The sequence below is a fragment of the Pseudomonas sp. 14P_8.1_Bac3 genome (assembly GCF_025466085.1).
Lineage (GTDB): Bacteria > Pseudomonadota > Gammaproteobacteria > Pseudomonadales > Pseudomonadaceae > Aquipseudomonas.
The window spans coordinates 31,045-54,790 of the sequence record NZ_JANLOD010000001.1; the positions used below are offsets into that span (position 1 = coordinate 31,045).

Annotated in this window: 23 protein-coding genes; 12 read left to right on the forward strand and 11 right to left on the reverse strand. The window is 59.4% G+C overall.

Going from position 1 to position 23,746, the window contains the following annotated elements; all coding sequences use genetic code 11:
- Positions 1–13: 13 nt before the first annotated feature.
- From tssE to tssA, 4 genes are read right to left on the reverse strand one after another with little or no spacing between them, the layout of a single operon-like run.
- Positions 14–421: a type VI secretion system baseplate subunit TssE gene (gene tssE, locus NTD84_RS00150; RefSeq protein WP_262162594.1), complete on the reverse strand. Its 408-nt coding sequence runs from the start codon at positions 419–421 to the stop codon at positions 14–16.
- Positions 422–435: 14 nt separating this feature from the next.
- Entirely contained in the window at positions 436–1,911 is a 1,476-nt protein-coding gene (tssC, locus tag NTD84_RS00155) for a type VI secretion system contractile sheath large subunit (RefSeq protein WP_262162597.1), read from the reverse strand.
- 28 nt (positions 1,912–1,939) lie between these two features.
- Positions 1,940–2,443 carry a type VI secretion system contractile sheath small subunit gene (gene tssB, locus NTD84_RS00160; protein WP_262162598.1) on the reverse strand — a complete coding sequence of 168 codons (504 nt, stop codon included), beginning with the start codon at positions 2,441–2,443 and terminating at the stop codon, positions 1,940–1,942.
- Between the two features lie 32 nt (positions 2,444–2,475).
- The gene (gene tssA, locus NTD84_RS00165) at positions 2,476–4,032 is read right to left on the reverse strand and encodes a type VI secretion system protein TssA (RefSeq protein ID WP_262162599.1); all 1,557 of its coding nucleotides are present in this window, start codon (positions 4,030–4,032) and stop codon (positions 2,476–2,478) included.
- A gap of 630 nt (positions 4,033–4,662) precedes the next feature.
- Here tssA and tssI point away from each other — a divergent pair.
- The 7 genes from tssI (at position 4,663) to NTD84_RS00200 (ending at position 13,036) form a co-directional block, all read left to right on the forward strand.
- The gene (gene tssI, locus NTD84_RS00170; protein ID WP_262162600.1) at positions 4,663–6,678 is read left to right on the forward strand and encodes a type VI secretion system tip protein TssI/VgrG; all 2,016 of its coding nucleotides are present in this window, start codon (positions 4,663–4,665) and stop codon (positions 6,676–6,678) included.
- Positions 6,675–7,523: a DUF4123 domain-containing protein gene (locus NTD84_RS00175; RefSeq protein ID WP_262162601.1), complete on the forward strand. Its 849-nt coding sequence runs from the start codon at positions 6,675–6,677 to the stop codon at positions 7,521–7,523. The genes tssI and NTD84_RS00175 overlap by 4 nt, the downstream gene beginning before the upstream one ends.
- Positions 7,520–8,311: a hypothetical protein gene (locus NTD84_RS00180; RefSeq protein WP_262162602.1), complete on the forward strand. Its 792-nt coding sequence runs from the start codon at positions 7,520–7,522 to the stop codon at positions 8,309–8,311. Before NTD84_RS00175 ends, NTD84_RS00180 begins: the two co-directional genes overlap by 4 nt.
- A gap of 41 nt (positions 8,312–8,352) precedes the next feature.
- Complete coding sequence (locus tag NTD84_RS00185; protein ID WP_262162623.1) at positions 8,353–9,144, forward strand: hypothetical protein; 792 nt, start codon at positions 8,353–8,355, stop codon at positions 9,142–9,144.
- Positions 9,141–11,483: a lipase family protein gene (locus NTD84_RS00190; protein WP_410017319.1), complete on the forward strand. Its 2,343-nt coding sequence runs from the start codon at positions 9,141–9,143 to the stop codon at positions 11,481–11,483. The genes NTD84_RS00185 and NTD84_RS00190 overlap by 4 nt, the downstream gene beginning before the upstream one ends.
- Positions 11,484–11,849: 366 nt before the next feature.
- Entirely contained in the window at positions 11,850–12,173 is a 324-nt protein-coding gene (locus tag NTD84_RS00195) for a DUF6124 family protein (protein WP_262162603.1), read from the forward strand.
- A 389-nt stretch (positions 12,174–12,562) separates the two neighbouring features.
- Positions 12,563–13,036 (forward strand): Hcp family type VI secretion system effector, encoded by a 474-nt coding sequence (locus NTD84_RS00200; RefSeq protein WP_262162625.1) that lies wholly within the window; start codon positions 12,563–12,565, stop codon positions 13,034–13,036.
- Between the two features lie 106 nt (positions 13,037–13,142).
- Here NTD84_RS00200 and NTD84_RS00205 read toward each other — a convergent pair whose 3' ends face one another.
- The 3 genes from NTD84_RS00205 to NTD84_RS00215 all read right to left on the reverse strand — a co-directional run bounded on the left by NTD84_RS00205 (position 13,143) and on the right by NTD84_RS00215 (position 14,964).
- Positions 13,143–13,418, reverse strand: coding sequence for an HU family DNA-binding protein (locus NTD84_RS00205; RefSeq protein WP_003213368.1), 276 nt, complete (start codon positions 13,416–13,418; stop codon positions 13,143–13,145).
- A 192-nt stretch (positions 13,419–13,610) separates the two neighbouring features.
- Positions 13,611–14,759 (reverse strand): NAD(P)/FAD-dependent oxidoreductase, encoded by a 1,149-nt coding sequence (locus NTD84_RS00210; RefSeq protein ID WP_262162604.1) that lies wholly within the window; start codon positions 14,757–14,759, stop codon positions 13,611–13,613.
- A 37-nt stretch (positions 14,760–14,796) separates the two neighbouring features.
- Positions 14,797–14,964 (reverse strand): rubredoxin, encoded by a 168-nt coding sequence (locus NTD84_RS00215; RefSeq protein WP_007954349.1) that lies wholly within the window; start codon positions 14,962–14,964, stop codon positions 14,797–14,799.
- Between the two features lie 201 nt (positions 14,965–15,165).
- Here NTD84_RS00215 and NTD84_RS00220 point away from each other — a divergent pair, with 201 nt between their 5' ends.
- Together NTD84_RS00220 and ubiA are read left to right on the forward strand one after the other, a co-directional pair.
- Positions 15,166–15,717, forward strand: coding sequence for a chorismate--pyruvate lyase family protein (locus NTD84_RS00220; RefSeq protein WP_262162605.1), 552 nt, complete (start codon positions 15,166–15,168; stop codon positions 15,715–15,717).
- A complete protein-coding gene (gene ubiA, locus NTD84_RS00225; protein WP_262162606.1) occupies positions 15,717–16,607 on the forward strand; it encodes a 4-hydroxybenzoate octaprenyltransferase in 891 nt (296 codons plus the stop codon). The genes NTD84_RS00220 and ubiA overlap by 1 nt, the downstream gene beginning before the upstream one ends.
- Positions 16,608–16,663: 56 nt before the next feature.
- Here ubiA and NTD84_RS00230 read toward each other — a convergent pair whose 3' ends face one another.
- Positions 16,664–17,047, reverse strand: coding sequence for a hypothetical protein (locus NTD84_RS00230; protein ID WP_262162607.1), 384 nt, complete (start codon positions 17,045–17,047; stop codon positions 16,664–16,666).
- A gap of 152 nt (positions 17,048–17,199) precedes the next feature.
- On the opposite strand from NTD84_RS00230, the gene phoB reads away from it, so the two are divergent.
- From phoB to NTD84_RS00245, 3 genes are all read left to right on the forward strand, one after another.
- Positions 17,200–17,889: a phosphate regulon transcriptional regulator PhoB gene (gene phoB / locus NTD84_RS00235; protein WP_007896474.1), complete on the forward strand. Its 690-nt coding sequence runs from the start codon at positions 17,200–17,202 to the stop codon at positions 17,887–17,889.
- Positions 17,890–17,970: 81 nt separating this feature from the next.
- Complete coding sequence (gene phoR / locus NTD84_RS00240) at positions 17,971–19,257, forward strand: phosphate regulon sensor histidine kinase PhoR (RefSeq protein ID WP_262162626.1); 1,287 nt, start codon at positions 17,971–17,973, stop codon at positions 19,255–19,257.
- A 122-nt stretch (positions 19,258–19,379) separates the two neighbouring features.
- Positions 19,380–20,720, forward strand: a complete 1,341-nt coding sequence (locus NTD84_RS00245) for a hemolysin family protein (RefSeq protein WP_262162608.1) — start codon at positions 19,380–19,382, stop codon at positions 20,718–20,720.
- Positions 20,721–20,746: 26 nt separating this feature from the next.
- Here NTD84_RS00245 and NTD84_RS00250 read toward each other — a convergent pair whose 3' ends face one another.
- From NTD84_RS00250 to phoU, 3 genes are all read right to left on the reverse strand, one after another.
- Entirely contained in the window at positions 20,747–21,643 is an 897-nt protein-coding gene (locus NTD84_RS00250; protein WP_262162609.1) for a M23 family metallopeptidase, read from the reverse strand.
- A gap of 205 nt (positions 21,644–21,848) precedes the next feature.
- Positions 21,849–22,802, reverse strand: coding sequence for a response regulator (locus NTD84_RS00255; protein ID WP_262162610.1), 954 nt, complete (start codon positions 22,800–22,802; stop codon positions 21,849–21,851).
- Between the two features lie 167 nt (positions 22,803–22,969).
- Positions 22,970–23,731, reverse strand: a complete 762-nt coding sequence (gene phoU / locus NTD84_RS00260) for a phosphate signaling complex protein PhoU (protein WP_262162612.1) — start codon at positions 23,729–23,731, stop codon at positions 22,970–22,972.
- Positions 23,732–23,746 lie beyond the last annotated feature (15 nt).

Below are 23,746 nucleotides of genomic sequence, written 5' to 3' on the forward strand. Positions count from 1 at the left end.
TACCTGCTGTTGGTTAGCTAACCTGGACTTGGCCGCTGCCATCCAGGCACGCGACAAAACTGACCTGACGCTTGAAACCCTCGACTTCCAGCAAGCCTTCGATGCTGAAGGACAAGCGCAACTGATCGTGCTCACGCGGCTGGGGGATGACACGCACCTTGCTCAGGCGCGGTTCGTAGGCTTGGATGAAGCGTGTGATGGCCTCGCGGGCCTGATTCAGGGAGTCGTGCAGGCTCAGGCGCATGTCATTGAGATCGGGTAGCCCGTAATCGGGCAGCGTTTGTACGCTGCCCGCACGGGTGCTGAGCATCTTGGCCAGGTGGGCAGCCACCGACGCCATGGCGGACACCTCGCGGCTCCAGCCGGCGCGTTCGTCCGCGGCGCCATCCAGGCGTTCGAAAAGGCTGCCGTATCCAGTCATGAGTTGAGCTCCGATTATTCCTTGTCCAGCTTGCCCACCAGCGACAACGTGAAATCCGCCCCCATGTACTTGAAGTGCGGCCGCACGTTGAGACTCACCCGGTACCAGCCAGGCTCGCCTTCGACATCGCTGACGAAAATCTCGGCAGAACGAAGCGGACGTCGGCCACGGACTTCGGCGCTTGGGTTTTCCTGGTCCGCCACGTACTGACGGATCCACTTGTTGAGTTCCAGCTCGAGGTCGGTGCGCTCCTTCCACGAACCGAGTTGCTCACGCTGCAGCACTTTCAGGTAATGAGCCAGGCGATTGACGATCATCATGTACGGCAACTGAGTGCCGAGCTTGTAGTTCAGCTCTGAGGTTTTGCCCTCGGCGCTGATGCCGAAGAACTTCGGCTTCTGCACCGAGCTGGCGGAGAAAAACGCCGCGTTATCAGAGCCTTTGCGCATGGTCAGGGAGATGAAACCTTCCTCGGCCAGCTCGTATTCACGACGGTCGCTAACCAGTACCTCGGTCGGGATCTTGGTTTCGATTTCGCCCATGCTTTCGAAGTGGTGCAACGGCAGGTCTTCCACCGCGCCACCGCTTTGCGGGCCAATGATGTTCGGGCACCAGCGGAATTTGGCAAAGCTGTCGGTCAACCTGGTCGCGAACGCATAGGCGGTGTTGCCCCACAGGTAGTGTTCGTGGCTGGTGGCGACGGTCTCTTTGTACACGAACGACTTGACCGGATTTTCTTCCGGGTCGTACGGGTTGCGCAGGAGGAAACGCGGCACGGTCAGGCCCACGTAGCGGGCGTCTTCTGAGGTACGGAAGCTCTGCCATTTGGCGAATTGCGGCCCGTCGAAATGATCTTTCAGGTCCTTCAGGTTCGGCAGGCCGGTGAAGCTTTCCAGGCCGAAAAATTTCGGGCCGGCGGCGGCAATGAACGGCGCATGGGACATGCAGGCCACGCTCGAAACGTACTGCAGCAGTTTCACGTCGGGCGAGCTTGGGGACATGAAGTAGTTGGCGATGATCGCGCCCACCGGCTGACCACCGAACTGACCATATTCAGCGGTGTAGATGTGCTTGTACAGGCCTGACTGCATCACTTCCGGCGAGTCTTCGAAGTCGTCCAGCAGGTCGTCTTTGGAGACGTTGAGGATTTCGATCTTGATGTTTTCGCGGAAGTTGGTGCGCTCGACCAGCAACTGCAATCCACGCCACGACGATTCCAGGGACTGGAAGTCCGGATGGTGGAGGATTTCGTCCATCTGTCGGCTGAGCTTGGCATCGATCTCGGCGATCATGCGGTCAACCATGGCTTTCTTGACCGGCTCACCGCTGTTCTGCGGCTTGAGCAGCTCTTCGATAAAGGCCGACACACCGCGCTTGGCGATGCCGTAGGCGTCATCGTCCGGCGTCAGGCGGGTTTCGGCGATGATGCTGTCGAGAATGCTGTAGTCGCTGTTCTCTTGATTCTTTTGCTGCGCTGCACGGGTGCTCATGGTGTTGGCTTCCTTGGCTGATGGAGACTCAGACGTCCTGGGCGGCGGCGTTCAGGCCCAGCTCACCCAGTACGCGACCGCGGGATTCGTCGTCGGCGAGAACACCTTCGATGGCTTTGCGGAACGCAGGCGCGTTACCCAGCGGACCTTTGAGGGCCACCAGCGCGTCGCGCAGCTCCATCAGTTTCTGCAGCTCGGGCACTTGCTCGACCAGGCTGGCCGGATTGAAGTCCTTCATTGAGTTGACGCGCAGTTTCACGGCCAATTCTTCGGTGTCGCTGTCTTCCTGAAGACGGTTCGGCACGCTCAATACCAATTGCAATTCCTGCTTGGCCAGCACTTCGTCGAAGGTCATCTTGTCGATGCTGATCGGCTTGCGATCTTCGACTTTGCGTTCGTCCTTGCGGTGGGTGTAATCCCCGATTGCCAGCAGTTTCAACGGCAGTTCGATCTCTTCCTGGGCACCGCCGGTGGCAGGTTTAAACGTGACGTTGATGCGTTCCTTGGGGGCTACCGAGCCTTCTTTGGCCATGGCTTTTCTCCTTGCGTTTGTGGCCCTGGGGCCTAGTCGAGTACCACTTCGAGATCGAGGTGGCACAGCCTGCGATAAATCTCTTCCTTGCGTTCACGTACAGCATGGTTCTGCGGCAGCAACTCGCAGCAGCTATGCAGCAGACGCAGCACTTCCAGCGCAAGATCGGGCTCCCAGGCTTGCAGGCCTGAGTCCTGTAACGTTTGATCGAGGGTTTCCAGTTGGGTCTTGGCCAGCTCGTATTTCTTGGCCATGAAGCACAGCCGTGCGAGGGCGAACTGCCAGAAGAACCGCACGCGTCCGCCCTGCGCGCTTTGCAGGCCCTGCTTCAGTATCAGCACGGCGGCCTTGAGGCCGTCCTTGCGTAAAATCGGCAGGACTTCTTCGAGGGCCAGCTCCCAGGCCGGCTGGGTGTCGGCGATTTCGACCTTGCGCGGCGTACTGGTGCTCTGCAGGTGTGGCAGGACATTGGCGCTGATCCAGGCACGGGTGGCCGGGTCGGCAAACGGCGCGCCGTCATGGAAACGCAATTCGACGATCCCCGGCAGGCGCTGAACCAGCAGCGCAAAGTGGATTTCCACCTCGCGCATCGCCATTTCGGCGTCCAGGGCCTGAAGGCATTCCCAGACGATCCGGTGGCCATCGAACCAGAACGGCGTCTTCGCCAGACTCGCTTCCAGTTCCACCAACAGGTCGGCGTATTTACCCTGGTCGTAACGGTCCTGAAAGGTCTTGAGCTTGTCGGCCGGCAGGCCACGCAGCGCGGTAATGTGCTCGGCGTTGCGCTCTGGGACGGCGTCGATGGACAGCCACAGCAACGTGCGATTGAGGCGCAAGGCACGCAGGTCGGTGGCTTTCTGCTTGAGCCACCAGGCACACAAAGGCCGCGCGCTTTCCTGCTGGGCGCGCAAGGCTTTGTGGGCTTCTTTTTCGTTATCGATCGGCGCGCCGGGCGTGAACAGTTGCGTGGCGGCTTGCTTGACCTGGGCGACGGCCGCGCCCACCGTGCCGGGCTGCGGCTGGTTATCGGCAGCGCGCTGGATCCTGTTTTTCAGGCGGCGGCAGATCGGCAGCAGCAGCGGCGCGTCGGCGCCCAATTGCTCGGTACAGATCGTGTCGAGGCCTTCCAGGTGTTCCACGAGACGACGGAACATCGGCAACTGCTCTTTGATCGCGATGTTTTCAGTCAGCGCCTGCTCAAGACGCGGCACCAGCCAGCTGATCGCTGCGGCGCGGGTACGCGCCTTTTGAGGATGGACTTCAGCCCAGTGGCTTTCGCACAGGTAGTGCAGCAAACCGAGACCGGCCAGCAAACCCTGAAAGGATTCGCGCTGGTACAGGGCCCAGGTCAGCCAGGCGCCGACCCGCAAATCCTTGGATTGGGTCCGCAGCACTTTTTCACTGATTTCACAGATTTTCAGCCACTCGATCTGCCCTGCTTCGTGCATGGACGAGCCCTTGGCCAACTCACTCTCCAACGCCTCGTAGTCGCTCGAAAAGCGAACGTCCTCGCCCGCGAAATGCTCTTTGGAAATAGAGACTTTCGCGAGATCGAGATAATGCGCGGACAGTTTGTTTGAGTAGGACATTCCTAGCCTTTAGTGTTGTTGCACTTGTACGAAATTGAAGTTTCAGCAGCATGGAACGTTCACGAAAAGTCACCAGCTGTCACTTCATCAAACAATTTGACTCAAGAAGATTTATTGACTTTCTTAAATCACCTTGAATGAACTATAGCTATTTAAGAAGAATCGAGCTCTCCACGACGGAGGCCGCCTCCAGGAAAAACTTGATGGCTGCTGCCCAACGGCAGGTCGATCCAAAGCCTCGGAAACAGGGGGCGAAGCATGACAAGACTTGAAAAAAATAAAAGTAGGACGTTTCTGAAAATGTATTACGGAACATGATTATTTGACGGCCAATGGCTGTCACTCGCCAGCCACCATATTGATTGCACGTTATTTTTCGACACTCATTAAATTTTTAAGAGACAAGCCAAAAATACAAACCCAACTACTGTTTCTAAAGCCCACTCCTACAAGCATTTCCTACCGTCAACATGAAAACCTTTATTGCGGAACGCTCTTACAAACTTCCGGGAAGTTTCTTACATCAATTTGTTTCAGGCATTTGTTAGCGTGAGTCGGAGTTACCCTGCACGTGGCTAGTCAAGGACGACTGGACGCCACGCCTAATCAACTTTGCTTAAGGACAAGCGTATGTTCACTCTAGAAAGCAGCACGCGATTCACCCTGCAGATCCCCACCGTTCACCACGACTTCAAAGTCCTGAGTTTCAAGGGCACCGAAGCCATCAGTGAGCTCTATGCCATTCGCGTCGACCTGGTCAGCGAAAACCCCAATGTCGATCTGGAAAGCCTGCTCAGCCTGCCGGCGTTCCTGCAATTCGGCTTCAATGGCGAAGGCCTGCATGGCCGCATCGAAGAGATGGTCGCGGGCCGCACTGGCAAGCGCCTGAGCCACTATCACCTGACGCTCGTACCGGCGCTGCACTACTTGCAGTTCAGCTACAACCAACGGATTTTCCAGAACCTGACGGTGCCGCAGATCGTCACTCAAGTTCTGAAGCAGCATGGCCTGCAGATGGACGCATTCACCTTCCATGTCCGCACCAGCGCCGAGCGCGAGTACTGCACGCAGTACGGGGAAAGCGACTTCGCGTTCATCCAGCGCCTGTGCGCCGAAGACGGCCTTGCCTGGCATCACCAGCATGCGCTTGAAGGGCATGTGCTGGTGTTCACCGAGGACCCGGTGTTTTTCCGCACGCTGGCCCCCACCGCTTTTCGACACGACGCCGGCATGGTCGCCGAGCATCCGGTGGTGAAGCGTTTCGACCTGGGGTTCCGCACGCGCACCAGCACCGTCACACGCCGCGACTACGACTTTGAACGCCCGACCCGGCTGCTGGAAAGTCGCTTCAAAGCCGAGTTCCTTCCCGAGCTTGAGGACTATCGTTATCCGCTGCTGATGCAGACTGAAAAACAGGGCAAGCAGGGCGTGCGCCAGGCCCTGGAGCGACATCGCCGCGACTATCAGTTAGCCAAAGGTGAAAGCGACCAGCCGACGTTGCGCAGCGGTCATCTGTTCAAACTGACGGAGCATCCGCGCAAAGCGTGCAATGACCAGTGGCTGCTCGTCCGTGTTAAGCACGAAGGCAAACAACCCCAATCGCTGGAGGAAGCAGGCAGCCAGGACAGTCCCGCCGACGGCTTCACTCAGGGCTACCGCAACACCTTCACCGCGATGCCCGCTGACGTGTTTTACCGCCCGCCTCTGGCGCCTCGAAAAACGCTGCTGGTGTGCCAGACCGCTCGCGTCACGGGCCCGGCCGGCGAGGAGATCTACTGCGATGAATACGGTCGCGTGAAAGTCGAATTTCACTGGGACCGGACCGAGCGCAACAGCGAACACAGCAGCTGCTGGCTCCGGGTGGCCTCCCGCTGGGCGGGCGAGGGATTTGGTGCGGCGACCATTCCGCGTGTCGGCATGGAAGTGGTTGTGACGTTTGAGGAAGGCGATCCGGACCAGCCGCTGATCACCGGTTGCGTGGCCAACAAGGTCACGTCCGTTGCCCATCCACTGCCCCAGCACAAAACCCGAACGGTGCTGCGCAGCCAAAGCTCACCGCGCAGCGGCGGCTACAACGAGCTGTCGATTGAGGACCGAGCCGGGCAGGAAAAAATCTACCTGCGCGCCCAACGCGACCTCGAGCAATTGATCCTCAACGACAGCCACAGCGTGATCAAAAACGATCGCTTCGAGCAGGTAGACCGCAACAGCAACAGCCTGATCACGGGCGAGGAACGCCACAAAACCCAAGGTACGCGCAGCACGCTGATCGGCGCAGATGAGCTGCTCACCATCAGTGGCAATAGCAGCACCACATCCGCACGCTCGCTGGTGATTCACGCCGCTCAACAGGCCCATCTCACCGCCACCCACGTGATTATCAATGGAGACGCCAGCCTGACGCTCACGGCGGGCGGTCACCACCTAGTCATCAATGCGAGCGGGCTTTTCAGCAGCGTCCCCATCGTCGAAGGCGGCGCCCCGCTCGCAGCAATGCCACCGCTGCAGACGCCAGCGGGCGTTCCCGCTGCCGCTATCGCCAACCCCCTGTCTATCGTCGCCAGCGCCCGCCAGCAGGCAGCGGATTACTGCCCGCTTTGCGAGGCGTGTCACGCCGGCCAATGCACCCTTGGAGTCATCGCATGAATACACTTGAACAATGGCTGCTCGAACAATCCCAGAGCGGAAAGCACCTTTTCCTGATGCTCGATAGTGACGGCCAGTTCGACGAGCGCCGGGAGTTGACCAGGGAGCTCGGGGCTGATCAGTACCGCAGTCTGTACGCCGGCACGACGGCTAACTCGATGGCGCAAACGGGCCCTTTTCTTTTCCGGATCGGCAACGTCAGGCATCCCGTCATTCAGGCATTGCTGAATGCGCCCGAGCGTCATTGGGGCTGGCTGGCGAGCGCCACCCAATCCGACCTTGATGGGCTGGCCAGCCATTGGCGCGAGCGGCTGGTCGTCGGTCATCGCCCGAGTCAGGCGGTGTATCGCTTCCACGACAACCGTGTACTGGGACGCGCGCTCGCCCATCTGCAAGACGAACAGTACGCCGATTATCTGGGGCCGATCACCAGTGTCTGTTACTGGCACGAAGGGCAGTGGACCGTCACCGACAACCCGGATCCCGGCGAACATCCACTGCCAGCCGATCCGGCCTGGCTGAACACCCCTACGCCGGACATCGTCTACGCGAACGTGCAGTTCGATAACACCCGCCGGTACCTGGTCCGTGAGCACACCGAAGCCCTGGCTCGCCTCGCCGCGGACCGAGATGTCGATGACTGGCTGTGGGGCCTGATTCAACTGGCCCGGTTATGGGACTGGCAACAACCCGAGCAGGTGCATTTTCTACTGACCCAGACGTTAAAGGCGCCGGGGTATCTGCCGCCCAGGTTTTGGGGGCCGAAAACCGGTGAAGAACCGGCTGCGCATTTTGAGCGGGTGTATCAGCAGGTGTTGTATTGGCAAGGGTATGCACCCCTATGACGCGGATCTTTGAGCGCCTGACCCTCGCCTGTTGTTTTGCCTTGATGGCGGGGTGTTCTGCGCTTGGGAAGTCGGACAGTTTCACCTTCGTCCCCGATTTCCCCCCTGACTTCAAGTATGAACTGACCGCGAGCTACGTGCCCGCCAAAGGGCAGACGTGCACCGTGCCGGGAGGGAAAGGTACGCAGCTCGGGTTCAACAAGGTCTACATGGAATACGAAGCGACTTCCGAGATCCCGCTTTACCGAAAGGTGAGCGGGTGCCCGTTGGCATTGAATCATGTGGAAGTCGAGGTCACGGGCGTATTTGGTCCGAAACGAAGTGATAGAAGCACTGACTATGCCGCCATTGCCGTGCGCCCAGCGTTGTTGGATCGGAATAAAGGCACGTTCAACGCGGATGGCGTAGGTGAGTTCTCCGGCAAATGCCAATGGTTTTTTCGCACCGTCGGCCCTGAGCGTTATGTCATAAAACTGCTCAGGTGCAAAAAAAATAACGCACAGGGGAGTGCCACCAAAGGCCGTCCCTTCACGGCTTACACGCTGGACCAACTACCGGGCAAAACTGTAAAGCTGAAAATCAAGATAGCGGATGAAGAACTGCCAGGCTGGGGGGACACTTGGGTCCAGGTCCCGGGAGGCTGGAAGCGCTGTTTGGGAAAAGGACTTCAAGATCAGCGTGGCTATTGCAATGGAAATTACAACGATTTCAGCACCTTCAAACTGGTGGATGGAAGGACCTGCACCATTTATCCAGGCTGCACGGAAGACAAGGACGACAACCCATGACCCATCAAAAACTTGGGCATTGGCGAGTAAATGTCCCGTTCATTAAACGAGTCATTCAAGGCCTGGCCCTCGGCAGTTGCCTGTCGCTGACAGTGGGCTGTTCCGCCCTTGGCAAGTCGGACAGCTTCACCTTTGCCCCCGAACTTCCGCCTGATTTCAAATACGAACTGAAGGCCATCTACCTGCCAGCCAAAGGCCAAACGTGCACCCTGGCGGGAGGCAGAAATGCTCAGCTCGGCTTTAACAAGCTCGATATGAAATATGAAACGGCTTCTGAGATTGAGCTCTATAGGAAGGTCGAGAACTGCCTCGTGGCGCTGAATCTGGTGGAGATCAAGATCACCGGAATCTTTGGCCCGAAACTCGGCAATAGAAGCTCTGACTATGCCGCCATTGCCGTGCGCCCAGCGTTGTTGGATCGGAATAAAGGCACGTTCAACGCGGATGGCGTAGGTGAGTTCTCTGGTAAATGCCAATGGTTCTTCCGCACGGTCGGTCCGAAGCGTTACCTCATAAAACTCCTCACATGCAAAAAACTCGATGTGCAGGGCAAAGTCACCAAAGGCCGTCCCTTCACGGCATACACGCTGGACCAGTTACCTGGCAAAACCGTAAGGCTGAAAATCAAACTGGCTGAGGAGGAACTACCTGCGATTGGTGACACTTGGGTGAAAGTGCCCGACGGATGGAAACGCTGCATGGGCGAAAACTTTGCAGACCAATACGCGTTTTGTTACGGCAATTACAAGGATTTCAGCACCTTCAAGATGGTGGATGAACGGATTTGCACCATTTACCCAGGCTGCGCTGAAAACAAGGAGGAGACGCCGTGAGTATTAAATCTTTAGTGGCGAGTGATGTGCCATTTATGGGGGGCAGCATCCATGCCTGCCCTTTGAGGGGGCATTCGACCAGTTTTCAGTTAGTGGATGAATTTGGTGATGGCAAGTCTTATGCCGGTTTAACTTTCGAGGTTACTGATTACGAGGATACGGTTTACACCGGAAAGCTAGATGGAACCGGGACGGGAAAGGTGGACAACCACTTCTGTGGCCCGGTATTGCTAAAGCTGAGTCAGCCATATCAAGGTAGCGAGAGAACATACACGTTCTTAAGCGAACGACCGAATTACCCCCTCCCCATCACCGAACTACAAGTCCGCGCCGAAAAAACCCGTTTTTTCGACAAGTCAGGCTTACGCACTCTGGCAAATCCGGCAAAAAACCTCGCTGATCCTGATGCCTATTACCAGGTTGAAGTGAGCGAACTGGTCCAGCATGTCGCGCATTTGCCGCCCTTGGTCTCGCGTAGCGCCCCACCCAACACGGTGTTGCACAAGCTGTTTCGCCAGCCCGCCACAACCAGAGCATTCACGCCTCAAGATAAAGATGCCACGGATGTCGGAATGGGCGCTGTCATGACACCAGCGGACATGGGCATGTCCGACCTGGGCTTCGCCCCGCCACCGCCACCGCGCAAGGCAAAAGGCATCGCCTTGCTGCCAAACAAACATCACGTGCTGGAAGTGCGTCCGATGAGAGCGCTGCGACCGATGTTGTCGACCAGCGATGAGTTCTGCGCGCTCAACCTTTATCAACTGGCCCTGATGTCGACGTTGAGTTACACCGACTTTGGACAAGACCCGAATACCCAGCCCGTCGAGACGGACAGCGTGACGTTTCCACTTCAGCCCAGCAGCGGCAACTGGTTCGGTCATGCCCTGCCGCAATTTGATGAGCTATGGCGAGTCGATGGCTCACAGACGGCGAAGTTCTACCCCTTGTATGAAGAGGTGCCCTACTCCAAACGTCTGGAAGTGGTGCCGTTCGATCCGCAGTTGTATCCCGAGGTCAATGATCCGGATTTGGGCGGCTTGCAGGAGCACCCGGCGAACGTGAACTTCCTGGATGATCGCAACAAAGAAAACAAGACCGACACACAAGCCTTCATCACCCATCACGATGAGTTGATTTTGATCAGTATCAGGGGAACCAGCGAGACATGGCCCGACGCCTGGCTTGATGCGGATGCCCACCAGGTCCCCTTCGAGGAAGGGGATGGCAAAGTACACAACGGGTTTTATCGGGCTGCGAAAGTGGCCTACACGTTTGCCGTGAGCTACATGGAAAAATTCTACAGCGGGCAAAAGCTGGTAATCACCGGGCACAGTCTTGGTGGTGCGGTAGCGCTGTTGCTGGCTGAAATGTTACGACGCGATGAACAATATTTTCCTGACATCGTGCTCTACACCTACGGCGCCCCCCGCGCCGCCGACTCGATCTTCATTGAGGCTGCAAAACCGCTCAAACATCACCGCATCGTGTTCCACAACGACCCCGTACCGAGCGTTCCGTCCACCTGGATGAACACGCCGTCTAACCGTATTCCGGTGTACTCCACCCAAGGGGTGGTACTCAGCCTTCACCCGGTGGGTGGTTTGGCGTTTTTTATAGGCGGGATCATCAATTTCACGGGTAACCCCTATGGGCATCACGGCCAGTTACGTCACTTCATGCCGGTTGAATTCGGCGAAGGTCACCGGTCCTCCATCCTCTGGGAACCGCGCTGCAGCACGATCAACGACCATGGTTATGCCCAGGCGCTGCAACAGACTGATGGTTTGCCAACGCGCGGCAATTTCCTGCGGCAGGTGATCGATAGAGGCAATCACTCGATGGTCGACAGCTACATTCCCGGCTGCTGGGCCAGCCTGCGCCGTTGGCAGGAAGCGCTGGAGCTCAGGCGCTCGCAGGTGACCTTCTACGAGTACCAGCGGGTCAGCGACGTCCTGACCAATGTCTCCGGACAACTCAGCGCACTGAGTGCAAAAATCCAGACTCAGCCGCGCATTCATGCCAATCCCCAGCGAGATGCCCAGGCGTTAAGGGATCTTGAAAAAGAAGTCAGGCTGATCGGGGAAACCAAGGCACGTCTGGAAACGCTGCACAACCAGACGATCACCGAGGCCCAGGTGTATGGCAGCCATGCCGACCAACCGGAGCGGGTGCAGGAAAGCCTGGTGCGATGGAAGGCTCATCCGGAAAATATCGCCAGGGAGCAACTGGCGATGATGCCGGCGCCTCCCGTAGACATTGACGCAGCGATTGCGGCTATCACCGGAGGGTACGTAGTGGGTGCGCCCATCGAACTGGATATTGATTCGATCATCTAGGTGTGCTCCTACACGGCGCGCGATGGTTGTTTAAAAGGCTTCAGGGTTACTTCCCGAGAGCTACAACACCTTGCGTCGTTGCCTACAGCTACGCCAGAATCCGCCGGCTTGTGCGCCTTGGGGCCGGTCGGTAGTTTGATTCTCGTCACTGCTCATCAGTGATCGGGTTTAGTCGCCCGTTGCTACCAAGTCGTACGATGCCCCTGTCAGTCAGGAATCTTGTTCCTGCACTTGATGGTGGCTGTGCGCAGGGCGCCCTCGGGCGCGCCGATTTCTTGGTTCGTCGGTCGACTAACCTGTGCACAGCCGCCTCCTTTTCGTTTAGTCGCGAACAGGTTGCGGCCTCACCTTTAGAGGTTAGAACCAATGGTCAAGATCACTCCCGATCCACCGGATATCCATTCGGAACCTTCAAGCAAGCAAGAATCACAAAATCGCCGCGGTCACCTCTTCAGCGTCTGCCCCGACATCAACACCGAAACCCTCCTCGCCAACGCCTCGGAAGATCTGCTGTCCATCAGCGCCATCGCGGCCGACCTCGCGGACGGTGTGGACGGTTCACGCCGCTCCAAAGCCCTGGCGCTCAACCGGATGGCCGACGGGGTGCATTTGTTGGTAGAGCGAGCGCTGGATCATCTGGATGAGCCGGAAATGGCGGCGATTTTGGCCAGGCAAAACCGAACCGGCTGACTCGCCAAGCGGTAAACAGCCCCGATCGGTGACCAGTGCGGCCGTCGGGGCTGTCTCGTCAAGATGCCAACCACACAGACGGGGACAAAAAACCAATACAGATATTTTCCCTGTTTCCTAAACCCCCGTAGGACCCGTCCGATTCAGCCCGATTGCCTTGAAGTACCTCTTTGCTTCGGTAATGTTTTCTTTACCCTGTTCACTGCACCTTAACGTTCGTCCGCGTGGCTGGGTCACGGAAGACCGGAGTCCACGTTTTGATCCCTCTTGGTAACCACAATCAGAGTTTCACCCACAGGCAACACCGCCATTCAGGCACTTAACCCATTGCAAGGAGCACACCCATGGCAACACCCGCGTACATGTCCATCACTGGCGAAAAATAAAGGCTGATCACTGCCGGCGCCTTCACCGCCGACTCCGTTGGCAATAGCTACCAGGAAGGTCATGAAGACCAGGTCATGGTTCAGGCTTTCGAGCATGACGTGATCATCCCGCGAGACCCGCAATCCGGCCAGCCAACCGGCCAGCGCATCCACAAACCGGTCGTGATCACCAAGGTCTACGACAAGTCTTCGCCGCTGCTGCAAGCGGCGTTGACGTCCGGGGAGCGCATGTCCGAGATCGTCATCCAGTGGTTCCGCACTTCGGCAAAAGGCACCCAGGAGCACTACTACACCACCAAACTGGAAGACGCGATCATCGTCGCCATCAACAACAGGATGCATAACTGCCAGGACCCGTCGAACTCGCACTTCACGCACCTGGAAGAAGTGCAGTTCACCTACCGCAAGATCACCTGGACCCACGAAATATCCGGGACGTCGGGTTCCGATGACTGGCGCACCCCGATCACCGGCTAATCAGGCACACAGCACATTTCCGCCGGCCACAAAAAATGGGCACCCGATTCGATCGGCGTGCCCATTTTTTATCCCGCTGCCTGTCTTCGCAGGCTGGGAGTACTGATTACGGATTGACGCTGTCTTTCAACGATTTGCCTGGCTTGAATGCAACGGTGTTGCTGGCCTTGATTTTGACGGGCTCACCGGTTTGCGGGTTTTTGCCGGTGCGGGCACCGCGGTGGCGCTGCAGGAAGGTGCCGAAGCCGACCAGCGTCACACTGTCCTTGCGGTGCAGGGCGCCGGTGATTTCTTCGAGAACGGCGTTGAGAACGCGGTTGGCCTGCTCTTTGGTGAGATCTGCTTTTTCCGCAATTGCAGCGGCGAGTTCTGGTTTACGCATTAGTGAAGCCCCTTTGACGGTTTTTTGTTGTTATGTCCGTGCTGTTCTCGTTGGAACAGCGCCCAAAGCGCCGCAGGTGCTCTACTCTGCGGCAGACGGGAGTGAGGATGGCACGCACGGAAGAGCCGCGCCAGTCTCGGCGCGACGTTTGTAGGGGCAAAAGAGGGGTGATTCCGACAGAACGACCAGTATTTACGCCAGCAGCGGCGGAAGCTCTTTGTTCAGCGCGAGTTTTTCCATTACCGCCGTGCCTGTCAGGGCGTAACCGAGCAGCTTGCCAGCCGCATCGCGGCATAACGCCTTGATGTCGGCGCCCTGTCCTTCGACCGTCCAAACGCCCTCCAAACCCCGTGGCGGCGGCGACACCACCAGTGGACAGACCGGGGTTTTCACGGTGATCGGCATCGCGCCGTAGTTCACCGCCGTCGGGTTGCCGGCGAGGGTTTGCGCCAGCGCCCTCGCACAACTCATGAGGGGCATCACGTACAACAGATTCAGCCCATCGACTTCAGCGCAGTCGCCCAGGGCGTAGATATTGGCGTGGGAGGTTTTCAGGTGACGGTCGACGACCACGCCGCGATTGACCTGCACACCGGCCGCAGCCGCCAGGTCGATGCGCGGGCGCAGACCGATGGCCGAGACCACCACGTCGCACGCAATGACCTGACCGTCCGACAGGTGCGCTTCCAGGCCATCCGCGACGCGCTGCAAGCGGGTGAGCACCGGCCCGAGGTGGAAGCGCGCGCCCAGGCTTTCCAGGCCGGCCTGGACCGCAGCGGCGGCGGCCGGGTGCAGCAGGGTCGGCATGACTTGCTCGCACGGTGCAACCAGTTGCACTTCGTAGCCGCCCGCTATCAGGTCGTTGGCGAATTCACAACCGATCAGGCCGGCCCCGAGCAACAACACCCGACGCTTGCCGGCCGCGGCCGCGCGAAAGCGTGCGTAATCTTCGAGGTCGTTGATCGGGAACACGGCGTCCGCGGCATCTCCTTCGATGGGCACGCGGACGGTTTCGGCGCCCCAGGCCAGGATCAGGTCGCGGTAGATCACCGATTCTTCGCCGATCCACAAGCGCTTGTGGCCGGGATCGATGCCGCTGATGCGCGTGTGGGTGCGCACTTCGGCGTTCAGCTGTTCGGCCATGGCGCCCGGCTCGGCCATGGTCAGGCCGTCGGCGTCTTTGTTCTTGCCGAAACCGGTAGAGAGCATCGGCTTGGAGTAGGAACGCCCGTCATCGGCGGTAATCAGCAGCAGCGGGGTTTCGCCATCGAGTTTGCGAAACTCCCGGGCCAGGTTGTAGCCAGCCAGGCCGGTGCCAACGATCACGACAGGTGCGTTCATGCCCTGCTCCTCTAAAAGGTCTTGGTCTAAAAAGGTCTTAGTTGATTTCGATCATTTCGAAATCCATCTTGCCGACGCCGCAGTCCGGGCACAGCCAGTCTTCCGGCACGTCTTGCCACAGGGTGCCCGGCGCAATGCCGTCATCCGGCCAGCCGTCCGCTTCGTTATAGATCAGGCCGCAGACCACACATTGCCACTTTTTCATTCAGGTACATCCTCAGGATTCAGGCTCATTGCTGGCGCGAACGGTCGATGGTTGACGCGCTGCCGTCCGGCTCAGGGCGTTTTGTACTGATCGGGCTCGACAGATGCAAGCCTGTTCGGCGCAATGGCCGGCCGGATCAATCAAAATCGCCGACCGACATGGTAAGCTCGCCGCCTCATTTGCTGCCAATAATGACTCATTGTGCAACACACAAACGCCCCGCTATGGCTGCCTCAAAGCCAACTCACGCCCCTCCCCGACGCCTCTACGCTCGACTGGCTCTTCGATGAAGGCTCGCTGACCCGACGGCTGATCCGCCTGTCGAATGACGGTTTCAGCGTGACCCCGTTGTTCGAAGGCTGGCAACCGCTGCGCGCCGACGAATGCGCGGCGCTGGCGCTGGCCGAAGGCAGCGAAGGCTGGGTGCGCGAGGTGTACCTGCGCGGCCACGGCGAAGCCTGGGTGTTCGCCCGCAGCGTGGCGGCGCGCAGCGCGTTGCAGGGCGACGGCTTGCACATGGACGAACTGGGCAGCCGTTCGCTGGGCGAGTTGCTGTTCTGTGATCAGGCCTTTCAGCGGCGCGCCATTGAGGTTTGTCACTATCCTCAGCAATGGCTGCCGCTGGAATCCCGAGCGTCCGGGCTATGGGGCCGACGCTCGCGCTTCGACCGTGGCGCCTTGAGCGTGCTGGTGGCCGAGATCTTCCTGCCGACTTTGTGGCTCGCGACCCGCGCGCATCCGGAGAACTGCTGATGTACCAGAGCCTGCTCAAGTCCCTGAACCGCGTGAACCCGCGAGCCTGGGATTTCATTCAACTGACCCGCATGGACAAGCCTATCGGCATTTATTTGCTGCTGTGGCCGACATTATGGGCGCTGTGGATTGCCGGCAAAGGCTCGCCGTCGCTGGCCAATATCGTGATTTTCGTGCTCGGCGTGGTGCTGACCCGCGCCGGCGGTTGCGTGATCAACGACTGGGCAGACCGCAAGGTCGATGGCCACGTGAAACGCACCGAACAACGGCCCCTGGTGAGCGGCCGGATCAGCTCCCGGGAAGCCCTGGTGTTTTTCGCGGTGCTGATGGGCCTGAGTTTCCTGCTGGTGCTGTGCACCAATGCGGCGACGGTCTGGCTGTCGTTTGGCGGCCTGGCGCTGGCCTTCAGTTACCCGTTCATGAAGCGCTACACCTACTACCCGCAAGTGGTGCTGGGCGCGGCGTTTTCCTGGGGGATGCCGATGGCCTTCACCGCCGAAACCGGCGAGTTGCCGGCCGCGGCGTGGTTGCTGTGGATTGCCAACCTGCTGTGGACGGTGGGCTACGACACGTATTACGCGATGACCGACCGCGATGATGATTTGAAGATTGGCGTTAAATCCACGGCGATTCTGTTTGGCGAGGCGGATCGGGTGATCATCCTGACCTTGCAGGGACTGGCGTTGGGTTGCCTGTTGCTGGCCGGGTCGAAATTCGAGCTGGGTGGCTGGTTCCACCTGGGCTTGCTGGCGGCGGCGGGCTGTTTTGCCTGGGAGTTCTGGTACACCCGCGGCAAGGACCGGATGCGTTGTTTCAAGGCGTTTTTGCACAACCACTGGGCGGGATTGGCGATTTTTGTCGGGATTGTTCTGGATTACGCGTTGCGTTGAAGAAGCTAAAAGACCGCAGCCACAGGCTGCGATCTTTTTATCGTTCAAACCACTTGCTACATATGCTCACGGGCGACATGCCAGACGTCTTTCATCTTGTCACCCGTCATGTCTCCAGGTGCCTTGTCCTTCATGAAGGTGTAAAGCGGCTTGCCGTCGTAGGCCCACTGCATCGTGCCGTCGTCACGTTTGACAATCGACCATTTGCCTTCAGCCTTGTCGCCTGCCTTTGCTGCCAGCGGCGGCCAGTTTTTTGCGCAGTCACCCGTGCATACCGACTTGCCCCCGGTGTCCTTGTCGAACGTGTACAGGGTCATGCCCTTATGGTCGACCATCATGCCGTCTTTCATCATGGCCGGGTCCGCAGCCATCGCCATCGAAGGCAACGCGAGGGCTGCAGCCAGCACCAGGGCTTTAAAGGATTGCGTGAATTGAGTCATGGAAACCTTCTTTTGTGGTTGTCAGGGTTCGGACTTAGAGCTTAGTTCAGGATCATGACAATCGCAGGGGGACTAAAATACTGTCACACGACTGCAATAATTCCGTTATCTAATGCGGCGCAAGACAGTTAAATGACAAGAGGATTAACGGCATGGTTGGCAGGAGCATTCTGATCGTCGACGACGAAGCGCCCATTCGCGAAATGATCGCCGTTGCGTTGGAAATGGCCGGCTATGACTGCCTGGAGGCTGAGAACTCGCAGCAGGCCCACGCCATCATCGTCGACCGCAAGCCGGACCTGATCCTGCTCGACTGGATGCTTCCCGGCACCTCCGGCATCGAGCTGGCCCGCCGCCTCAAGCGCGATGAGCTGACCGGTGACATCCCGATCATCATGCTCACCGCCAAGGGCGAAGAGGACAACAAGATCCAGGGCCTGGAAGTCGGCGCTGACGACTACATCACCAAACCGTTTTCCCCCCGTGAGCTGGTGGCGCGCCTGAAGGCCGTGCTGCGTCGCGCCGGGCCAACCGATGGCGAGGCACCGATCGAAGTCGGCGGCCTGCTGCTGGACCCGATCAGCCACCGCGTGACCATCGACGGCAAACCCGCCGAGATGGGCCCGACCGAATACCGCCTGCTGCAATTTTTCATGACCCACCAGGAACGTGCCTACACCCGTGGCCAGTTGCTGGATCAGGTCTGGGGCGGCAATGTGTATGTCGAGGAACGCACCGTCGATGTGCACATCCGGCGCCTGCGCAAAGCCCTCGGCGATGCCTACGAAAATCTGGTACAAACCGTGCGCGGCACCGGCTACCGCTTTTCCACCAAAGCTTGATCCGGACCTTTCCTGCCCGACAAGCTGACAAGGACGCGCGTTGACGTGAACCAAAACTGGCATGGCACCCTGATTCGCCACATGCTGCTGCTGGTCACCGCCTGCCTGGTGATCGGCCTGATCACCGGCTATTACGGCTGGAGCCTGGCCGCGGGCCTGGGCCTTTACCTGGCCTGGACCCTCAAGCAATTGCTGCGCCTGCACGAGTGGCTGCGCCTGCACAAACCCGATGAAGCACCGCCCGATGGCTACGGCCTGTGGGGCGAGGTGTTCGACAGCATCTACCACCTGCAGCGCCGCGACCAACGGGTGCGCGGGCGCCTGCAAGCGGTGATCGACCGGGTTCAGGAGTCCACCGCGGCGCTGAAAGACGCGGTGATCATGCTCGACACCGACGGCAACCTCGAATGGTGGAACCGCGCGGCGGAAACCCTGCTCGGCCTCAAGACCCCCCAGGACAGCGGCCAGCCCGTGACCAACCTGGTGCGCCATCCGCGCTTCAAGGAATACTTCGAGCAGGACAGCTACGCCGAACCGCTGGAAATCCCATCACCGACCAACGACCGCCTGCGCATCCAGCTGTACATCACCCGCTACGGCAACAACGAGCATTTGATGCTGGTGCGCGACGTGACGCGCATTCATCAGCTGGAGCAGATGCGCAAGGACTTCATCGCCAACGTCTCCCACGAGTTGCGCACGCCGCTGACGGTGATCTGCGGCTACCTGGAAACCCTGCTCGACAACGTCGAGGACGTGAACCCGCGCTGGAGCCGTGCCCTGCAACAGATGCAACAGCAAGGCGGGCGCATGCAGACGCTGCTCAATGACTTGCTGCTGCTGGCCAAACTGGAGGCCACGGATTACCCGTCGGACAATCAGCCCGTGGCCATCGACGGCTTGCTGCAATCGATCAAGAGCGACGCGCAGCAACTGTCCGGGCAGAAAAATCAGGGCATCACCCTGGAAGCCGACCCGACGATCCAGCTCAAGGGCAGCGAAGCCGAGTTGCGCAGCGCGTTTTCCAACCTGGTGTTCAACGCGGTGAAATACACCCCGGCCGAAGGCAATATCCGCATTCGCTGGTGGGGTGATGAACAAGGTGCGCACCTGAGCGTGCAGGATTCCGGCATCGGCATCGACAGTAAACACCTGCCACGCCTCACCGAACGCTTCTACCGCGTCGACTCCAGCCGCAACTCGAATACTGGCGGCACCGGCCTCGGGCTGGCGATCGTCAAGCACGTGTTGCTGCGCCACCGCGCACGGATGGAAATCAGCAGCGTGCCGGGCCACGGCAGTACCTTCACCTGCCATTTCGCGCCGGCCCAGGTCACGAAAACCCCGGTCATCAGCACCACTGACTGATACCGGCCGGCACGCGCCACTAGGCAATCGACAAGTCAGCCGCTACATTGGCTGACTTGTGCCTGCCCTTCAGGCACCGCAATTACCCCTATTCGAATACACGGAACCCGCAAAACTCCATCATGGACCCTTCCCCTGGCTTGACCCTCGCGACACTCTTCGCCGATTTCGGCATGATTCTTTTTGCTCTGATCCTGGTTCTGCTCAACGGTTTTTTCGTTGCGGCGGAATTTGCCATGGTCAAACTGCGCTCCACCCGGGTCGAGGCCATCGCCGAGAAAAACGGCTGGCGCGGACACATCCTGCGCACCGTTCACAGTCAGCTCGATGCCTACCTGTCAGCGTGCCAATTGGGCATTACCCTGGCCTCCCTCGGCCTCGGCTGGGTCGGCGAACCGGCCTTCGCGCACATTCTCGAGCCTTTGCTGGAAACCGTCGGCGTGCAGTCGGCCGAAGTGGTCAAGGGCGTGTCGTTCTTCGCCGCGTTCTTTGTCATCTCGTACCTGCACATCGTGGTCGGCGAACTGGCGCCGAAATCCTGGGCGATCCGCAAACCCGAGCTATTGTCGCTGTGGACCGCCGTGCCGCTGTACCTGTTCTATTGGGCGATGTACCCGGCGATTTACCTGCTCAACGCCAGCGCCAACACGATCCTGCGGATTGCCGGCCAAGGTGAACCCGGCCCGCATCACGAACACCATTACAGCCGCGAAGAACTGAAACTGATCCTGCACTCCAGCCGTGGCCAGGACCCGAGCGACCAAGGCATGCGCGTCCTGGCTTCGGCGGTGGAGATGGGCGAACTGGAAGTGGTCGACTGGGCCAACTCCCGTGAAGACCTGGTGACGCTGGAGTTCAACGCGCCGCTCAAGGAAATCCTGGCGATGTTCCGTCGCCACAAGTTCAGCCGCTATCCGGTATACGACAGTGACCGCCAGGAGTTCGTCGGCCTGCTGCACATCAAGGACCTGCTGCTGGAACTGGCGGCCCTGGACCACATTCCCGAGTCGTTCAACCTGGCGGAACTGACCCGCCCGCTAGAGCGGGTGTCGCGGCACATGCCGTTGTCGCAATTGCTCGAGCAGTTCCGCAAAGGCGGCTCGCACTTCGCCTTGGTCGAAGAAGCCGATGGCAACATCATCGGTTACCTGACCATGGAGGACGTGCTGGAAGTGCTGGTTGGCGACATTCAGGACGAACACCGCAAGGCGGAACGCGGGATCCTCGCGTACCAGCCCGGCAAGCTGCTGGTGCGCGGCGACACGCCTTTGTTCAAGGTTGAGCGCCTGCTGGGCATCGATCTGGACCACGTCGAGGCCGAAACCCTGGCCGGGCTGATCTACGAAACCCTGAAGCGGGTGCCGGAAGAGGAAGAAGTGCTGGAAGTTGAAGGCCTGCGGATCATCATCAAGAAGATGAAGGGACCGAAGATCATTCTGGCCAAGGTGTTGATGCTCGATTAAACCCTACCCCTGTAGGAGCCGGCTGCTCACTGCTTGCCCAGCGCGAAGTTGGGCAACGCCCCCATCGGCTGATTGAACTGATACGGAATCGACACCAGCCCCAACCCGGTATTGCGCTGTACCACGAAATGCAGGTGCGGGCCGCTGCTGTTGCCGGTGTTGCCTGACAGCGCCAACGGACTGCCCACCGACACCCGCTGCCCCTCGCGAACACTGACCGAACCTTGTTTGAGGTGCAGGTACACGCCCATCGTCCCGTCATCGTGCAGCACCCGCACGAAATTACCCGACGCATCGGTGCCACGCCCGGTCTGGGCGTTCTCGGTTTTCACCACCACCCCACCGCGCGCAGCGATGATCGGCGTGCCCACGGGCATGGCGATGTCCATGGCATAACGGTTTTTCGGACCGAAGTGGCTGTACTGCCCATTGGCCCCCTGGCTTAACCGAAACGGTCCACCGCGCCAGGGGAACGGGTATCGGTAGTCCTGGGCAGCCCCCGAGGGGTCGCCCAGGAAGTATTCGAATTTGGGGACGTAGGTGAGCGGCCTTTCCGCCTGCAGCGCCGTGAGCAGCGCCAGACGAATGCTGCTGCGCGCCGGCATCACCCGACGGATCGGCCGGCTAGGCGCACCGCTGACGTTCTGCAGCCCGTCGAAACTCAACTCGATCTCAACCGGCGCATACAAATCGTTGCGCACATAAACGCTGTCCGCGCCCTTCTTCTTGGTAATGACCAGATACACCTGACGCTCCAGGTGCTCGACCATGCGATCACGAAAGGTGAACACCTGCGAGCCCTGCGTGGGGCGGTCGCTGTAGGAAACCACGCCATTGGCATCGGTGGATTTGTAGATCGTCATGGCCATGGCCGAAGCGGACGCCATGAAAAGACCGCAGAAAAACAGCAAGCGCGCGTGCATGGGCAAGATTCTGTCGAGTAAAGATCTGGATGGAGCCTAGCAGCTGCAATGGACCTGGGTAGTCGGCCGATGTTTCAAATTCCACCGTTCAGCAGATGTGCGGTGAACTGGACGGCCCCATCGCGGGCAAGCCCGCTCCCACAGGGAACGCATTCCTGTGTGGGAGCGGACTTGCCCGCGGAGGCGGACTGTCAGGCGACGAAGATCAGGCGCCCGGAATGAAATGCTTCTGCGCCGTGCCGCGCGCAATCAGGCGGGAGAGGTAGTCCAGTTTCTGCGCGTCCTGGTCGACGAAGCGGAACGTCAGTTGCAGCCATTCGCTGTCGGGTTTCTGCTCGTGGGCGACGATGGCGTGCAGGTAGCCATTGAGGCGGGCGACTTCGGCGTTGTCGCCCTGCTCCAGATCGAGCACGGCGCTGTCGAGCACTTGCGGCAAGGCTTCGCTGCGTTTGACCACCAGCAGCGCTTCTTTGAGGCTCAAGGCCTTGATCACGCACGCCTGAATGCCGTTCGGCAGACGCAACTGGCCCTGGCCACGACCGCCGGTGGCGGCGCTCGCCGCGGGCGCTTTTACCGGCGGGCTGTTGAGCAAGCCGCGGGACGGTGCCACCGCTGCGGGGGCTGGAGCGGCGGCAGGCCGGGCGATCGGGGCAACCGCCGCGGCTGCGGGGGCGACGCTGGCTACGGCAGGTTTGCCACTGGTCAAGGCACTCAGGGAGTCGTTACCGAAGGCCGAATTCATTTTGGTCGGTGCGCTGTTCATCAAGGTGTCGAGCTTGCCGACCTTGTTCAACGCCTGCTTGACCTTGGTCAGCAGTTGTTCGTTGGTGAATGGCTTGCTGACGTAGCCGGACACGCCGGCCTGGATCGCCTGGACGACGTTGTCCTTGTCGCCTCGGCTGGTCACCATCACGAAGGGCATGGTCTTGAGGTTGTCCTGCTCGCGGCACCAGGTCAGCAACTCCAGGCCGGACATTTCCGGCATCTCCCAGTCGCACAGGACCAGGTCGAACGCTTCCTTGGCCAGCATCGCCTGGGCCTTTTTGCCGTTGATGGCATCTTCGGTGCGGATACCCGGAAAGTAGTTACGCAGACACTTCTTAACCAAGTCACGAATGAACGCTGCATCGTCCACCACCAACACGCTGATCTTGCTCATCCATCACCCCTTGAAAAAATCCCGGCAAGCATACCGTCTTGCTGATGGCACATTGCCAAAAACCTTCAGTCACGCCGGGACTTTTCGTTCGCGGGTGCTGCTTTCACTATCGAATTGCGCACACAAAAAAGCCCGGCCAAAGGACCGGGCGTTTTTCTTGGGCAATCTTACTTATCGTCAACTTTGACCGGAACATTAGCGCTTTCACCGCTTGTTCCTTCAACTTCTTCCTTCATGCGCTTAAGGCCCAGGTGGCGCACGTCGGTGCCGCGCACCAGGTAGATCACCAGCTCGGAAATGTTGCGCGCGTGGTCGCCGATCCGCTCCAGCGAACGCAGCACCCAGATAATGCTCAAGACCCGCGAGATAGAGCGCGGGTCTTCCATCATGTAGGTGGCGAGTTCGCGCAGGGCGGTCTTGTATTCGCGGTCGATGATCTTGTCGTACTGCGCCACCGACAACGCCAGGTCGGCGTCGAAGCGGGCAAAGGCGTCCAGCGCGTCACGCACCATGTTGCGCACCTGGTCGCCGATGTGGCGCACCTCGACATAACCGCGCGGCGCTTCGCCCTCCTCGCACAACTGGATGGCGCGGCGAGCGATCTTGGTCGACTCGTCGCCGATACGCTCGAGGTCGATCACCGACTTCGAAATGCTGATGATCAGACGCAAGTCGGACGCCGCCGGCTGACGACGGGCCAGAATGCGCAGGCATTCTTCGTCGATGTTGCGCTCCATCTGGTTGATCTGCTCGTCGATCTCGCGGACCTGCTGGGCCAGGCCGGAGTCGGCCTCGATCAGCGCCGTCACGGCGTCGTTGACCTGCTTCTCTACCAGCCCGCCCATGGCCAGGAGGTGGCTGCGCACTTCCTCCAGCTCAGCGTTGAACTGCTGGGAAATGTGATGGGTAAGGCCTTCTTTACTAATCATGTTGGCGTCCTTGGA